Genomic DNA, 15,690 nt, shown 5'->3' on the forward strand with positions numbered 1-15,690 from the left:
CATGAGCAAGAAGAGCAAGGCCTATGTGGCCGCCGCTGAGAAGATCGACCGCGACAACCTTTACAGTCCGCTGGAGGCCGTGAAGCTCGCACAGGAGACGTCGTCGAAGAACACCGACGCCACTGTCGAGGTCGCCGTCCGTCTCGGCGTCGATCCCCGCAAGGCCGACCAGATGGTCCGCGGCACCGTCAACCTGCCGCACGGCACCGGTAAGACCGCCCGCGTCATCGTGTTCGCCGCGGGCGACAAGGCCACCGAGGCCGCTGCCGCAGGCGCGGACGAGGTGGGCGCCGAGGACCTGATCGAGAAGATCCAGGGCGGCTGGCTCGACTTCGACGCCGCGATCGCGACGCCGGACCAGATGGCCAAGGTCGGCCGTATCGCGCGTGTCCTCGGACCGCGTGGCCTGATGCCGAACCCGAAGACGGGCACCGTCACCACCGACGTGACCAAGGCCGTCAACGACATCAAGGGCGGCAAGATCAACTTCCGCGTCGACAAGGCGGCGAACCTGCACTTCGTCATCGGCAAGGCGTCGTTCGACGCCGCCAAGCTCGCCGAGAACTACGGCGCCGCGTACGACGAGATCATGCGTGCGAAGCCGTCGGCAGCCAAGGGCCGTTACATCAAGAAGGTCACCGTCTCGACCAACACCGGCCCGGGCGTCCCCGTGGACCCGGCCGTGTCGCGCAACTTCCTCGACGAGGCCTGATCCAGGCCTGCTTCGAGCAGTAGCAACAAGAAGGCGCCTCCCGCTTCGGCGGGAGGCGCCTTTTTTGTGGTCGAGTTCCGATAATTCCTTGTTAACGGGACATGGCCGCGGAACGCACAGGTCGGCGCGCAGGCCTGTTCTGCGCGGAGCGAGCAGAACAGCCGCGGCCGCATGTGTAGTCCGATCAGACGATGCGATGTGTCGTTCACCTGCGCTGATCCCAGTATGGGATGCCGCGCCCCGGCATTGCTCCGCGCCTGAATGACGGGGTCTGAACTGTGATGTCCGGGACTCTCTCGACACGGCGATGACGCCTGTCACGAGCCTTGAAACGACGCTTCGTCGAGGAGTAGATCCTTTCTCAGGAGGCGCGAGAAGACGCGAATCTCCAGATCCGGGTCAGACTTCACGAGGGGGAGACAATGGAGTACAGCGAACTCGCCGACTACCCGCTGCACGGCGGGCAGACGATCGGTTGGGTGCCGACCGCGCATCCCAGTGCATGGCGACGCGACCACCGGCCGCTCTCGACAGACCATGAGACACACGTGGCGTGCGCGACGGACGCTCCCGACGCCGCTGCGGGCTCATGGATCGGAACAGCCTTCCGCGTCGACGGACCACTCGACACGGACGCGTTCGGTGCGGCGGTCGGCGGGTGGATCGCTCGCCACGAGGCGTACCGCACCACGGCGGTCCCCGCCGTCGGCGGTCGCGGATTCACTCGGGCCACCGTGCCGGCGGAGGCGATCACCATCGAGGCGCGTAGTGCTCCTCGGCCCCGCGGAAGCGCCGAGATCTGCAGCCGGATCGAGGCCTTCTTCGCCGATGCGGTCTCGGCCGTCCGGTGGCCCCACCTGGCGGTCGTCACGGTCGAGCCGGACCCGGCGTCACCGTGGTTCACGGTGGTGTTCGCCGCGGACCACGCCGTGATGGACGCGTACACCCAGGTCATCGCGATCGCCGAGCTCACCGAGCTGTACCGGGCCCGGGTGCAGGGGCGCGCGCCGCTCCTCCCGCCGGTGGGATCGTACGTCGACTTCAGCGCGTTCGAGCGTGCGGTCGACGATGCGCTCGACCACGATCACCCCGTGGTCCGACGGTGGGCCGAGTTCCTCGGTGCGGACCGCAGCCTTCCGTCGTTCCCGCTGCCGGTTCGTCGTCCGGCTGGGGACACGGCGCCCGATCTTCAGGCGAGCCTGTCCAGATGGCTGCTCGACGCGGACGCGACCGAGGCGTTCGTCGTCGCAGCGAAGGGCTTCGGCGGATCGCAGACCAGCGGCTTCCTCAGCGCGGTCAAGACCGCGCTCGGTCGGCTCGGTGCCGACGGTTTGCGGTTCGTCATGCCGATGCATACGCGCAGCGCCCCCGAGTTCGCTGCCGCCGCAGGCTGGTTCGTCGGCGTGATGCCGGTCGACGACCCGATCGGGCGGGCGGCGTCGTTCGGCGAGACGATCGCGGGCACCTCGGCCGCGATCCGTGCCAATCGAGATGTCGTGCCCTTCTCGCTGCCACGAGTCACAAGCATCCTCGACGTTCCGGGGCGGCCGGAGTTCGTGGTCTCGTTCGTCGACGGGCGAGCGATCCCGGGCGCCGACGCCTGGACCGAACACGAACGCGCCCTCCGAAGCCGGGTGCGCAGCGGCTCCGAGGTGTACCTGTGGATCAACCGCGCCGTCGGCGGACTCAACCTGTCGATGCGGTACCCGAACAACGAGATCGCCGCATCGTCGGTCCACGCGTTCGTCGCCGAGTTCGCCGCCGTCCTCAGCGAAGTCGTCGAGACCGGCGATGCAGCGCTCGGCCGCCCCGTCCGGATCGTCCAGTGAGGATCGCGGCCGGACGGGAATGGCGACCGGCCACGGGAACTGTCGTCGACTGGACGCCGACCGACGCCACCGTGGCCGCCGGCCGGGCGGCCCGTCCGCATCCGGTGGGGCCGTCGTTCCTGCAGCGGGACCACATCGTCGCCGTGCGAGCCGAGCGGGCGGCCGGAAGAGAACACCACGCCTTCACCTGCGCGACGGTCCCGGTCCCCGGAGCCCTCGATCTCGACCGGATGACGGCGGCCCTCAACGGGTTCCTCCGAGATCATGACGGGTGGCGATCGACGTTTCGTTTCGACGGCGACGACGTGGTGCGCGGACTGGTCGACGCGTCCGACATCGAAGTGGCGCCGCACTCGTTGCCACCGGGAACCGATCCGGTTGACCACCTGCATCGTCGTCTCCCATCGACGGCCGTGTTCGACGTGTTCCCGGCGGTGGCGTTCGGAGCGGTGGCGCACGACGACTCGTTCGACTTCTACTTCGCGATAGATCACGCGTTCGGCGACGCCAGCTCCCAGGCGATCGGACTCGCCGAGATCCTGTCGAGGTACCACGGGGCCGAGGGGCCTCGACCCGTCGCGGGGGCGAGCCACATCGAACACACGGCGTCCGAGTACGCGGTCGCATCAACCATGACGACCGAGACGGAGTCGGTCCGTCGTTGGGAGTCGATTCTCGGCGGGGCCACTCCGGCGATACCGTCCTTTCCACTCGACCTCGGCATCGTGGACGGGCAGGCGGAACCGGTGCGGATCGACCAGGTCCGGATCGCCGACGCCGACCGCGCCGAGCGACTCTCCGGCTGGGCGAAGGCGTCGGGTGCCGGGCTGTCGGCGCTGGTGTTCGCGGCACTGGGGGTCACCGAACGGAGGCTGGTGGGGCGGGACCGCTATCTGACGGCGAGCGTGCTGAGCACGCGCAGCGGTGATCACCTCGCCGCCCAGGGGTGGTACATCAATTTCGTCCCGGTGGCGTTCGACGTCCGGACCGACAGCCTCGCCGAGGTCCTCGGGTACGCGGCGCGAGGACTGGCCGTGGCGAAGGAGATGTCCGCGGACCCGGTGCACGGCGCGCTCGGAGTGCTGATCGGCAAGGGCGTCCTTGACCCGTCGGTGATCGCGAACCCTCAGATGGTCTCGTATCTGGACTTCCGGTGGTTCCCGGCCGCGGACCGTCTGCGCGACGCGCTCATCTTCACCGGAGAAGGCGTGACCGACCACGCGTCGATCTGGATCAGCCGGACTGACGACGGGCTGTTCGCGGCCACCCAACGGCCGGACAATCCGACAGCCGAGGCGTCGGTCGCGAAGTATTTCGACACCCTCGGTGACGTGTTGGCCTCCGTGGACACGCCGTGACCACCGCGGGGCGACTCACCGCCGACGACAACCTGTTTCTGGTGATGGAGCACGTCGTCGACCTGCCGGTGGTCAACCAGGTGGTGTGGCGGCTCGAGTCCGACGTCGACGCGGACCTGGTGAATCGGCTCGGCGACGGCCTGCACGCAGGCAGACTATCGCGGTTGGCGGTGCGTACGGCTGGCCCGACGCGCGATCTCTGGAGGTCCACACCCGACGCGGGAGTCGTCGAGACATCGGATGTGCCGGTCCGGCGGGGCGGGGAGGGCGACTGGGCCCGGACACAGCTCGAGGCACCGATCGACAGTGTCGCCGGGCCCTCGTGGAGACTGACCGCGGCACCGACCAGTGACGGGCGGGTGATGGTGTCACTGGTGTTCTCCCACGTCGTCGCGGATGGAGGTGCGATCCTCGCCGCGGTCGACGAGGCGGTTCGAGGATGTCCCCGACCACTGGAGGTCGGCAGGCGGCGGCCCCTCACGGATTCGCTGAGTCTGGGGAGAGCGGCGGCCTCGGCCGCATGTGAAATCGTCCGGACTCGTCGGCCGAGCGCACCGCGAGAAGCACGCCCGACCGCCACCGACGAGCCGTTCACGTGTCCCACGATCGCGGTGACCGTGGACTCCGGCGTCTTCGACGCGACCGCGCGGGACGCGAACGGCACACCGAACACACTGTTCGTGGCGCTGGTGCTCGGTGTGCTCGAGCGATCGGGACGGGTGGCGACAGGTGACGACGTGCGGATCAATCTGCCGGTGTCGACTCGCCGCGACGACGATCTGCGGTCGAACGCGTCATCGGCCGCGACCGCGGACGTGACGGTGTCGGCCGGTCGGTACGACGACCTCTCCGCGCTGCGGGCATCGTGCAAGGAGGCCTATGTCCGCAGGGAGCGAGACGTCGACCCGTTCGTGTCGACCGTCGTGGTCGCACAAGCACTTCCGGACGCGGCGGTCCGTCGGCTCGCCGCGGGTGCGGGCACTCCGCTGTGCCTGGCGTCCGCGTTGGGCGACCTGCCCGCGTCGTTCGCGACACTCGGCGGCACCGCGACGGGGCCGGTCGCCATGCGGTCGACGACTGTCGGTGCGTCGGCCGCACAGTTGGCCGCGGCGGGCGGAGGCGTCAGTGCGTGGTCGTCTCGGACTCCCGGAGTCGTCACCCTGTGCTTCGCGGGGCTGGATCCGCTGGCGATTCCGGACCGGCGGCGTCTCACGGACCTCGTCCTCGGTGAACTCGGACGCTGGGATCTGCGGGCGGAGGTGTGGTTGGACTGACGTCTGCGGGCCTGTGGACAACCTGTTCGACCGTGTCGGGGGTGCTCGATACCCTGTGGGGCATGCGAGACGACAAGCTGCTGACCAGGATCGCGGGGCTGCTGCGGCAGGCGGAGGGCACCGACAACGAGCATGAGGCGCAGGCCTTCATGGCCGCCGCTCAGCGGCTCGCGACGGCGTCGTCGATCGACCTCGCGTTGGCACGCGCACATGATCCGGCGGCGCGGGCCGCGACCGTGCCGATCACTCGACAGGTCGCCATCGGCGAGGCGGGCAAACGCGGACTGAAGACGTACGTCCAGCTGTTCGTGCAGATCGCACGGGCCAACGATCTGACCTGTGACGTCGCGTCCAACTCGACGTTCGTGATCGCGTACGGATTCGAATCGGACATCGACGCGACGGAGGCGCTGTACACGTCCCTGGTGATCCAGATGGTCGCGGCGAGCGACGCCTATCTGAAGTCGGGCGTCTACAAGGGGGAGACGGCGCGGCAGGTCGTGACGGTCGGGACCGGCTACTTCCGTCGCAAGGCCGTGCAGGAGAAGCCGCTGTCGCCGATCACGGCCCGATTGAACTTCCAGTCGGCGTTCGCAGAGAGGATCGGGAAGCGACTGCAGGAGGCGCGAGACGAGCAGCGCGCGCAGGCGTTGGCACTGGAGGCCGGTGATCGGGCGACGTCGACCGCGGTGGCGCTCCGCGACAAAGAACTCGAAGTGAAGGACTACTACACGCGGTCCACCACTGCCCGCGGATCGTGGCGCCCGACGTCGGCACGGTCGGGCTACTCGTCGGCGGCGCGGCAGGCAGGCGATCGAGCGGGGCGTCGCGCCCGCCTCGGTCCGGATGGGGCGGCGCTGCCCGGTGGGCGTCGCGGGATCGAGTGAGCAGCCCCGATCACCGGACACCGAGCCGGGCGATCGTTACGGTCTCACCATGGAGATCACCACGCGGAAAGTGACAATCGTCGGCGCGGGTGCGGTCGGCACGGCCATCGCCTACGCCGCGCTGATCCGCGGTGTCGCACGGACCGTCGCCCTTCTCGACATCAACGAGGCGAAGGTCGCCGCCGAAGTCCTCGACTTGCGCCACGGCCTCGAGTTCGTGCCCGGCGCCAGGGTGATCGGCGGCAGCGACCCGTCGGTGGCGGCGGACTCCGACGTCGTGATCTTCACGGCGGGCGCGAAGCAGAAGCCCGGACAGTCCCGGCTCGAACTCGCCGAGGCGACAATCGGATTGACGCGCCGCGCTCTTCCGCCGATCGTCGCCGCCGCGCCGAAAGCGGTGTTCATCATGGTCACGAACCCCGTCGACGTCGTCACGTACGCCGCGTTGAAGTTCACCGGACTGCCGCCGAACCAGCTGTTCGGCTCGGGCACCGTGCTCGACACGTCGCGTCTGCGTCACCTGCTCGCCACCCACTGCGGCGTCGCCGTCCAGAACGTGCACGCCTACATAGCGGGGGAGCACGGCGACAGCGAGATCCCGCTGTGGTCGACGGCCACCATCGGTGCCGTCCCACTGCTGGAATGGGAGCCGCTCGCCGGGCGCGACCCGCTCGACGCAGTCGTCCGGGAGCGGATCAAACGCGACGTCGTCGAGTCCGCTTACCGGATCATCGCGGGTAAGGGCGCCACCAGCTATGCGATCGGCCTGGCCGCGGTCCGCATAACCGAGGCGATCCTCGGCGACGAGCACCGGGTGCTGCCGGTGTCCACGCACATCGGGTCGGATATGCACGGGATCTCCGATGTCTGCCTCTCGATTCCGACGATCGTCGATGCGCGCGGGGCGGGTGAACGGCTGCCGGTGTCGCTCTCGGCCGACGAACTCGCCGGCTTGACGGCGTCCGCCGATACCCTGCACGAAATGCAGGAACGCTTCGGCTTGTGAGCAGTCTTCTCGTGACGCCTCGGCCGGCCGGTCGCCTACAGTGGCGGGGTGCGGGATGCGAACAGGGCGCGGGTGTACGACGCCGAACGGCTGGCGCACCGCCTGCTGGAACGAGCGGGCGGCGCGCACAGCGTCCAGATCGCGGGAACGACCCTCACCGTCCCGGCCGAGGCGCGGTTCGCCGATCTGGAATCGGTCGCCCGCTATGTCGACGAGGTGCTGGCCCTGGCCCCGGTGCGGGCGCAGTTCCCACGGGCGGGTGTTGCGGTCCGGGTGCGTCGACGCCGCGGCGGCCGGGCCGCGCACTACGATGCCGCGACGCACACCATGGCAGTGCCCGACTCCGCGGACGGAGCCTGGGCACTGCGTGAACTCGTCGTCCTGCACGAACTCGCGCACCATCTCGACACCGGGGAAGGCGCCGCCCACGGTCCGTCGTTCGTCGATGCGCTCATCGATCTGGTGCGTCTGGTCCTCGGCCCCGAGGTCGCCCTGATCTACCGGGTGCTGTTCACGGAGGCCGGAGCACGCTGACCATCTGAGCCGGGACGGCGCTCGGATCGTGACGTGCGACGTTCGGCCGCAGTCGAATCGACCGCGGATGCTGCACATTGGCCGGCATCGGCAGGCCGCGAGTCGGCCGTCACCTCGCTGGTGCGCCGGGATCGCCCCGGTCTCCGGACGGCGGAACCGCGGGTGCCGACGCCCGCGTGCCGTGACCTGGCGTCGCTGACTTGTGGGCCGCGATCGCGGGTGCGTGTTCCGCGCGTCGAGGGGACGGGCCGGGTGGATCGCGAGCGGGTTTGCCCAAGTATGGCCCGTGGGATCCCTCGCGTATCAGGAGCGGTTCAGTCGGTGAATGTATGTTCACTGAACTTCTCCGGTGGTGGGAGAACTCAGTGATCGATCGGCTTCTATTTGGCACTATGGCGTGTCAAATTCAGTGAACATTAGTTCTCTTAAGAGGGCTTGACGTGATTCAGATCTCGCCCCTAGACTCCGTTACTCACAAGTAAGTTACTTGTCAGTCAGAAGACTGATCGGAAGGAGTGCGGGAATGGGATCAACAGTTCTGCGGCGCGGCCTCGCCGTGCTGGCGTCGGCGGCGACGTTCGTCGGCGTGATGGCGTCCCCTGGGGCGGCGCACGCGGTTCCTCACGCGCCGAGCGCCTCCGACGTCGCGCAGCGATTGACGGACTACATCAACGCGGGCTCGCCGGACGGGCGTCGCGCGGTGAACGTGCTCGAACACGACGTCGATTGGACGGGCCCGACAAGGAAATTGCCGCCGGTTCAGTCGACCGTCGGAACGGGTCCGCGGCAGGCGGGCTTCTGGCCCGCCTTCGCGTACAGTCAGGTCCATCCTCGTGTCGCGCCGCCCGGTGCCGACGACTGGTCGTGTAAACCCAAGGCCGGGCAGAACCCGGTCGTGCTGCTGCACGGAACCTGGGAGAACGCATACGACAACTGGGCCGCGTTCGCTCCGGCGTTGAAGAAGGCGGGATACTGCGTGTTCACGCCCAATTATGGACGCACGGACCTGCTCGACATCGGCGGGCTGGGCACGATTCTCCCCGGCTCCAACGGCGTCGCGAAGGTCAGCCGTTCCGCTGAACAAATCGACCCGTACATCACGAAGGTGCTTTCCGCGACCGGTGCGTCGAAGATCGACTTGATCGGACACTCCCAGGGCGGCTTGCTCGGTCGGTACTGGATGAAGCGGTGGGGCGGACACCGGAAAGTCGATCACTTCATCACCTACGGTGCAACCAACAACGGCACCACGCTCCTCGGTATCGGCTGGCTCGGGCGCGCGATCAACAACGTCGGGATCGATATCCTGGCCCCGGTCACCCTCCTTGTCGGATCCGCGGGGATTGACCAGACCATCGACTCGCCCACGGTGAAGTATGTGAACAACCGCGCCCCCTATCGAGACCCGAATCAGAAGTCGGTCTATCCCGATGTCGACTACACGATCGTCGCCTCCCGATACGACGAAGTGACCACACCGTTCGACCGGACGTTCATCCGGGGATATCGGAACGTTCGGAACATCACCTTGCAGGACGGTTGTGAGCGCGACACGTCCGACCACATCTCGATGTCGTACTCGCCGCGCGCACTGTCGATCGCGTTGCACACTCTCGACCCGGAGAAGTACCCGACGCTCGTCTGCTCGACCAGCCCGTGGTTCTTCAGCTTCTAAGCGATGTGCGGACGGCAGCAGAGGGGAGTGCTGAGCGACCATGACGGGCCGTGTTCCGACGATCGAGCCGGACTCCATCGATGAGCACCGCGTACGCGCGTACTTCGGCGACTGTGTTGAAGTCGAGGTTGCGACCGGTCTGATCCTGACGAACTGGGGCGAGGCGCTCCCGGTGGACCACGCCGAGGACGTCTCGTGGGACCTTCAGCGTGCTATCGCATTCGTGCAGCGTGAGGCGCGACGCGGCGAGGCCGCGGCTTCCGACGGCTGACGCCGCCCGCCGAACCGTGCGGAGCGAATGATGTTCACACAGGCCGGAGTGCGCTGACCACCGGTATCGGGTCGGTTCCGAGGTCGCCGTCGGCCTGGAAGGTCAGGTAGCTCGGTTTGCTCGGGTCGAGCACGAGCTGCTGGCGACGGCCGCGGGCCTTGATCAGGTCCGGCACGATCGTCAGGTATCGGGGCAGACTAGCCGCGTACACGTCGACCCGGAGTCGGTGACCCGCGGCGAGGACGGCGTCGGTCGGCACCAGGTCGACGTCGATCCGGACCGGTTCGTTCGCCGGAACGGGAAGGCGGCGATCCCGAGACAGGTAGTGGACGGCGTCGAGCAGCACACCGTCCGGTGTGTAGGTGGACCGTGACGGGTCGAGCGCGCGGTTGGACGCGGTCAGCGCGCCGTTGGTGAGGACGCGCGACGAACCGTCCGGCGCGACGTCGTTGACGGTCACCGCCCAGATGCCCTCGTGCGCGGTCGTCGCCACGTTCAGCCGCAGATTCATCTCGCCGGACAACTGCGTGTCCTCGTCGACTGGTGCGCTCGTGAACGAGAGGGCCCCGTGCTCCTGGTATCGCGCGTCGGTGCTGTAGTCGTCGCCGAGCACGATCGCGGCTCCCGCGGTCACCTGAGCGAGGTCGCGGGAACGGAAACCGCGCAGGTCGGGGCGCACGTGCAGGGCACGTCGCCGACGCGCGGGCTCGGTCGACAGTCCACCGTCGTGACGGGCGTGATCGGCGGTTCCGGAGCTGTCCTCGGTGAGGAACAGCCGACGCGGCTCCACCTCCGGACGCGGGAACTGCGTGCCGCACGACCACGTGCCGCCCTGCTGCTCCATCGTGACCGGACCGTATTCGTCCACGCTGTTGTCGATGCCCTTGAGCCATTTGTCGAACCAGGCGCGTTCGAGGACGTCCAGGCGCGGCGGGCGGTGCGGGGCCCCGTGGTCGCAACCGGGATCGAGGTGATAGCCGTCGGCGATCAGCATCTGCTTGCGGCCGGGGGCCATCTGCAGCTTCTGGTAGACGCGCGTCGCACTGCGGCCGAACAGGTCGTGCCAGCCGCCGACGGTGAAGGTCGGGCATTCGATGTCTTCGATCACCGGATTGCGTTCGGTGAAGTACGGGTCGTCGAAGATCCGGTCGTCGCGCGCGGTGAGGAAGCCCCACAGCAGGGACGGCATCTCCGACGCAGGCGACTTCACGCGGTCGCGCAGCCAGCGGTACGCGTCGCCGCGCAGGAGGTCGGCGACGCCGGTCGCCGGGTTCGGCAGCCACTTGAGGCCGTTGACGAGGGCCAGCCAGAGCGGGATGAACGCCGACGGCATGCCACCGGTGATGTAGATGTCGCGGACGACGTCCTCGCTGCCCTCGACGGCGAACACGGCCTTCAGCGCGGGCGGACGCAGACTCGCGGCCTGCAGCGAGTTGATCGCCGAGTACGACCACCCGGTCATGCCGACGTTGCCGTCGCACCAGGAGCGCTTGCTGATCCAGTCGATCACCTCGACGGAGTCCTGCTGCTCACGGGGGGACAGGATCTCCCACTTGCCGTGCGACGATCCGGTGCCGCGTACGTCGACGATCACCTGCACGTAGCCGGAGCGGACGAGGTTCCGGTTGATGCCGAATACGTCCCACAGTCCGGTGCCGAACGTCCGCGTCATCCGGGAGAGCCCGCCGAGCGAACCGGAGTCGGCGGTGAAGGTGGTGCTGGCGGTCCGGACGGTGCGCCCGATCAGGGGTGCGTGGAGCGCGTGGTCGATCCCGTCGAGCACCGCGCGGTTGTAGGGGTTCACGTTGAGGACGGCTGGAAACGGCGTCTTCACCGGAGTGCCGAGCACGTTGGCCGGGCGGACGACGGTGGCACGAAGCCGGGTGCCGTCGCTCATGGTCAGGGTGATGCTGCGGTCGATGTGGACGCGGGGGAACGGCTGGCCGCCGTCGACCTGTGCGAGCCATTCACGGGCGATCGCGCCGCCGTCGGCGTCCCGGTACGTTGGGGCTCCGTCGCGGTGGAGTCCGGCGAACTCGCCGTGGTCCGCGCTCAGATGCAGAGTCACCGTCAGTCACCTCTCGTTCGCGGTGTGCGCTGTGGCGCACATCACTGGTCCTCGTCTCATTAAAAACGACGGCGTTCCAGATACATAATCCGGGTCGGTCAAACTGTTGCTCTCCGGTAACGCAATCGTGATCGATCGATCCGCAAGGTCGCATCGGACGGCCCTGGCCTGGGCGGATCCGTGTCGGTCGATCGAGCAACCCGGATGCGAAGAATTTGTGCCGACGGCTCGATTCGACTTAAGCCCCCTCGCTCGCTACTCTTGTCGACGGTGCATCGAGTCCGCTCGATGCGTCGAGTTCAACCAGAGACCGTTGGTCGTCGCGGGCGAGAGCCCCGATCGAAGGTCCGGCTCCGGCCGGCGGCCCACGCAGGATGAACGAGGAATGCTGTAGCCGCGTGTGCCAACGCCCGGCCTCTGTACGCCCCGTGCCTCCTGTGCCGGGGCGTTTCGTGTTTCACGAGCGCCTTCATGCGAACCGACGGGATCTGGACCCGATTCGCACCCGGTGTCAAACCGGGTCGATTGACTGAAGTGACACGAGAGGAGGCGAAGTATGGCTAAGGCCGAAAAGGTTTCTGCAGTCGCAGAGATCACCGAGCAGTTCAAGGGCTCCGATGCGGCGGTCATCACGGAATACCGTGGTCTGTCCGTCACCCAGCTGGGAACCCTGCGTCGCTCGCTCGGTGCAGGTGCAACCTACTCCGTCGCCAAGAACACCCTCGTCAAGCGTGCCGCCGCAGAGGCGGGCGTCGAGGGCCTCGACGAGCTGTTCACCGGTCCGACCGCGATCGCATTCATCCAGGGCGAGCTTCCCGAAGCTGCCAAGGCGATGAAGACGTTCGCGAAGGAAAACAAGAACCTTGTCATCAAGGGCGGCTACATGGACGGCCGTGCGCTGTCCGCGGCGGAGGTCGAACAGATCGCCGACCTGGAGTCGCGTGAGGTTCTGCTGGCAAAGCTCGCCGGTGCCATGAAGGGCAACTTGGCAAAGGCTGCAGGGCTGTTCAACCAGCCTGCGTCGCAGGTCGCGCGTCTCGCCGCGGCTCTGCAGGAGAAGAAGGAAGCATCGGGCGAAGCCGCCTGATCCTCATTCTTTCCACCCAGACCGGCGCGAGCTGGTCGAACACCCATGATCGAGCCTGCATCGCAGGCGCCCCCGCACCGGCGGGGAATTACGGAAGGACGCCACCATGGCGAAGCTCACCGCTGACGAGCTCATCGAGCAGTTCAAGGAACTGACCCTGCTGGAGCTCAGCGATTTCGTGAAGAAGTTTGAAGAGGTCTTCGAGGTCACCGCGGCCGCTCCGGTCGCCGTCGCCGCTGCCGGTGCTCCGGCCGCAGGCGCCGACGCCGCTGCCGAGCAGGACGAGTTCGACGTCGTGCTCGAGTCGGCAGGCGACAAGAAGATCCAGGTCATCAAGGTCGTCCGCGAGGTCGTCTCGGGCCTGGGCCTGAAGGAAGCCAAGGACCTCGTCGAGAGCGCTCCGAAGGCCCTCCTGGAGAAGGTCAGCAAGGACGACGCCGAGGCTGCCAAGGCCAAGCTCGAAGAGGCCGGCGCCAAGATCTCGCTCAAGTGATCTGACGCCGTCGCACGACGGCGCACGAACCGCTCTGCGGTACGTGAATAGAGGCCCGCGGGTTGATCCTGCGGGCCTCTTCTGTCTGTTTCGCTACCCATAAGCAAACCTATGTGAAGCCGTTCACATCCGCGTGTCGGCATGGTCGGCGTTCACTTTGACATGGGTCGCTTCTTCGAGTATTCTCAGGCCACTAAGAAGTTACTGCCGAGTATCGACGTCGCCGGAAGCCGGTCACCACCGTGATCCGAAGGTGTGTGATACCACGCGGTGGGATACAGTGACCGCAGCCACAAACGGCACACCGGAGTGAGCGGGGGCTAAAGCTCACAGGTTTGCGTCCACGGATGGACGCGGGGCAACCATTCGGTATCTGACAACGTCTGGAGGGACGCAGTGGGAGTTGAGGTCACAGTCGAGGGGCTCACCAAGTCGTTCGGCTCACAGAACATTTGGCGAGATGTCAGCCTGACGCTCCCCGCGGGCGAGGTGAATGCCCTCCTGGGTCCGTCCGGTACCGGTAAGTCGGTCTTCCTGAAGACCCTCATCGGCCTCCTGCACCCCGAGCAGGGCTCCGTCATCATCGACGGCACCGACATCACCCAGTGTTCGGCCAAGGAACTGTACGAGATCCGCAAGCTGTTCGGCGTCCTTTTCCAGGACGGCGCGCTGTTCGGCTCGATGAGCCTGTACGACAACATCGCCTTCCCTCTTCGTGAGCACACGAAGAAGAAGGAAGACGAAGTCCGTCGCATCGTCATGGAGAAGGTCGAGCTCGTCGGTCTGGCCGGAGCCGAGGGCAAGCTGCCCGGTGAGATCTCCGGCGGTATGCGCAAGCGTGCGGGTCTGGCGCGTGCGCTCGTGCTCGACCCGCAGATCATCCTCTGCGACGAGCCCGACTCGGGTCTGGACCCGGTCCGCACCGCGTACATCTCGCAGCTGCTGATCGACATCAACGCCGAGATCGACGCGACGATCCTCATCGTCACACACAACATCAACATCGCCCGCACCATCCCGGACAACATCGGCATGCTGTTCCGCAAGGAACTCGTCATGTTCGGTCCCCGCGAGCAGCTCCTCACCTCGGAGCAGCCGGTCGTCAAGCAGTTCCTCTCCGGTGACCGCTTCGGTCCCATCGGCATGTCCGAGGAGAAGGACGAGTCGGTCGCGGCCGCCGAGGCCGCGATGCAGGCCGCAGGCATCTCCGGTGGCGGTACGGCGGACGACTTCTCCGAGATCATCCCGCAGGTGCAGCCCAACCCGGGCATGCCGGTCCGCAAGGCCGCGATCCGTCACCGCGCGAACGTCCTCGGCATGCTCCACACGCTGCCCGAGAACGCTCAGCACGCGATCCGCAACTCGATCGCCGAAGAGGACCGTCGCGCCGCCGAGTCGCCGGAGACCTCGACGACGCTCGTCGCGCTGTCGCAGACCGATTTCAACGATCCGAACGCCCGCTTCACCGGCCTGCCCGGCGGCCCGGAGGGCGTCTACGTCGCGCCGACCGACGTCCACGGCAACACCGCGGCGAGCGCGCAGACCGACGTCGTCGCGCGACCCGACATGGCGAAGACGGCCGTCGCACAGCAGCCCGCGGGCGACGACGCGTTCACCCAGCCGATCGACACGTCCGCCATCGAGACGGCGATCATCGACAAGTCCAACGGGCAGGGGAGTAACCAGGCATGACGAGTGCCACCACGCGTGGCGTCGACAGGTTGGCGAAAGCCGGGGAGGGTGCACTCACCCAGACCGGCAACATCGTCCAGCTGTTCGTCGACGTCGCACGCCAGCTTTTCGTGCGGCCCTTCCAGCTGCGTGAATTCATTCAGCAGGCCTGGTTCATCGCCAGCGTCACGATTCTGCCGACGGCGCTCATCGCGATCCCGTTCGGCGCGATCGTCTCGCTGCAGACCGGATCGCTGATCAAGCAGCTCGGCGCCGAGGCGTACACGGGCGCGGCGAGCGTGCTCGTCGTCGTCCAACAGGGTTCGCCCCTGGTGACGTCGCTGCTTGTCGCTGGCGCCGCAGGATCGGCCGTCGCGGCCGACCTCGGCTCGCGAACCATTCGCGAAGAGATCGACGCGATGGAGGTGCTGGGCATCAATCCCGTCCAGCGTCTCGTCGTGCCGCGCGTGTTGGCGATGGTCCTCGTGGCCGTCCTCCTCAACGGCCTGGTCGCCGTCGTCGGCATCGGCGGCGGTTACTTCTTCAACGTGATCGTGCAGGGCGGCACGCCCGGCGCCTACCTGGCGTCGTTCGGTGCACTGGCGCAGCTGCCCGACCTCTACATCTCGACACTCAAGGCGGCGATCTTCGGTGTGATCGCCGGCGTCATCGCCGCATACAAGGGCCTCAACCCCAAGGGCGGCCCGAAGGGTGTCGGCGACGCGGTGAACCAGAGCGTCGTCGTGACGTTCCTGCTCCTGTTCTTCGCGAACCTGATCATCACCGCCGTGTTCCTGCAGATCGTTCCGCCGAAGGTTGGTTAAG

General features: G+C 67.3%; 14 protein-coding genes. 13 read left to right on the forward strand and 1 reads right to left on the reverse strand.

The genetic code is table 11. The features are described from left to right. The first annotated feature begins 1 nt into the window (after nucleotide 1). The 9 genes from rplA (at nucleotide 2) to GYB83_RS00940 (ending at nucleotide 9,546) form a co-directional block, all read left to right on the forward strand. The gene (rplA, locus tag GYB83_RS00900) at nucleotides 2-712 is read left to right on the forward strand and encodes a 50S ribosomal protein L1 (protein ID WP_161893694.1); all 711 of its coding nucleotides are present in this window, start codon (nucleotides 2-4) and stop codon (nucleotides 710-712) included. Between the two features lie 422 nt (nucleotides 713-1,134). Beyond that, nucleotides 1,135-2,541: a condensation domain-containing protein gene (locus GYB83_RS00905; protein WP_161893695.1), complete on the forward strand. Its 1,407-nt coding sequence runs from the start codon at nucleotides 1,135-1,137 to the stop codon at nucleotides 2,539-2,541. After that, on the forward strand, nucleotides 2,538-3,899 hold the full coding sequence (locus GYB83_RS00910; RefSeq protein ID WP_161893696.1) for a condensation domain-containing protein: 1,362 nt from the start codon (nucleotides 2,538-2,540) through the stop codon (nucleotides 3,897-3,899). The genes GYB83_RS00905 and GYB83_RS00910 overlap by 4 nt, the downstream gene beginning before the upstream one ends. Continuing rightward, complete coding sequence (locus GYB83_RS00915; protein WP_161893697.1) at nucleotides 3,896-5,173, forward strand: hypothetical protein; 1,278 nt, start codon at nucleotides 3,896-3,898, stop codon at nucleotides 5,171-5,173. The genes GYB83_RS00910 and GYB83_RS00915 overlap by 4 nt, the downstream gene beginning before the upstream one ends. Before the next feature lie 62 nt (nucleotides 5,174-5,235). Next, nucleotides 5,236-6,060: a DUF2786 domain-containing protein gene (locus tag GYB83_RS00920; protein ID WP_161893698.1), complete on the forward strand. Its 825-nt coding sequence runs from the start codon at nucleotides 5,236-5,238 to the stop codon at nucleotides 6,058-6,060. A 49-nt stretch (nucleotides 6,061-6,109) separates the two neighbouring features. Beyond that, complete coding sequence (locus GYB83_RS00925; RefSeq protein WP_161893699.1) at nucleotides 6,110-7,066, forward strand: L-lactate dehydrogenase; 957 nt, start codon at nucleotides 6,110-6,112, stop codon at nucleotides 7,064-7,066. 48 nt (nucleotides 7,067-7,114) lie between these two features. Further along, on the forward strand, nucleotides 7,115-7,600 hold the full coding sequence (locus GYB83_RS00930; protein WP_161893700.1) for a TIGR04338 family metallohydrolase: 486 nt from the start codon (nucleotides 7,115-7,117) through the stop codon (nucleotides 7,598-7,600). Between the two features lie 523 nt (nucleotides 7,601-8,123). Continuing rightward, nucleotides 8,124-9,275 (forward strand): esterase/lipase family protein, encoded by a 1,152-nt coding sequence (locus GYB83_RS00935; protein WP_161893701.1) that lies wholly within the window; start codon nucleotides 8,124-8,126, stop codon nucleotides 9,273-9,275. A 40-nt stretch (nucleotides 9,276-9,315) separates the two neighbouring features. Further along, the gene (locus GYB83_RS00940; RefSeq protein ID WP_161893702.1) at nucleotides 9,316-9,546 is read left to right on the forward strand and encodes a hypothetical protein; all 231 of its coding nucleotides are present in this window, start codon (nucleotides 9,316-9,318) and stop codon (nucleotides 9,544-9,546) included. A 34-nt stretch (nucleotides 9,547-9,580) separates the two neighbouring features. Here the strand turns inward: GYB83_RS00940 and GYB83_RS00945 are convergent, their stop codons facing one another. Then, nucleotides 9,581-11,602, reverse strand: coding sequence for a CocE/NonD family hydrolase (locus tag GYB83_RS00945; RefSeq protein WP_371864983.1), 2,022 nt, complete (start codon nucleotides 11,600-11,602; stop codon nucleotides 9,581-9,583). 568 nt (nucleotides 11,603-12,170) lie between these two features. Between GYB83_RS00945 and rplJ the strand changes: the two genes are divergently transcribed. The 4 genes from rplJ to GYB83_RS00965 all read left to right on the forward strand — a co-directional run bounded on the left by rplJ (nucleotide 12,171) and on the right by GYB83_RS00965 (nucleotide 15,689). Further along, nucleotides 12,171-12,701 (forward strand): 50S ribosomal protein L10, encoded by a 531-nt coding sequence (gene rplJ, locus GYB83_RS00950; RefSeq protein ID WP_161893704.1) that lies wholly within the window; start codon nucleotides 12,171-12,173, stop codon nucleotides 12,699-12,701. Nucleotides 12,702-12,807: 106 nt separating this feature from the next. After that, entirely contained in the window at nucleotides 12,808-13,194 is a 387-nt protein-coding gene (gene rplL / locus GYB83_RS00955) for a 50S ribosomal protein L7/L12 (RefSeq protein WP_161893705.1), read from the forward strand. 396 nt (nucleotides 13,195-13,590) lie between these two features. Continuing rightward, nucleotides 13,591-14,886, forward strand: a complete 1,296-nt coding sequence (locus tag GYB83_RS00960; protein ID WP_161893706.1) for an ABC transporter ATP-binding protein — start codon at nucleotides 13,591-13,593, stop codon at nucleotides 14,884-14,886. Beyond that, the gene (locus tag GYB83_RS00965) at nucleotides 14,883-15,689 is read left to right on the forward strand and encodes an MlaE family ABC transporter permease (RefSeq protein ID WP_161893707.1); all 807 of its coding nucleotides are present in this window, start codon (nucleotides 14,883-14,885) and stop codon (nucleotides 15,687-15,689) included. Before GYB83_RS00960 ends, GYB83_RS00965 begins: the two co-directional genes overlap by 4 nt. Nucleotide 15,690: the final 1 nt, after the last annotated feature.

The organism is Gordonia spumicola (assembly GCF_009932475.1).
GTDB classification, from domain to species: domain Bacteria; phylum Actinomycetota; class Actinomycetes; order Mycobacteriales; family Mycobacteriaceae; genus Gordonia; species Gordonia spumicola.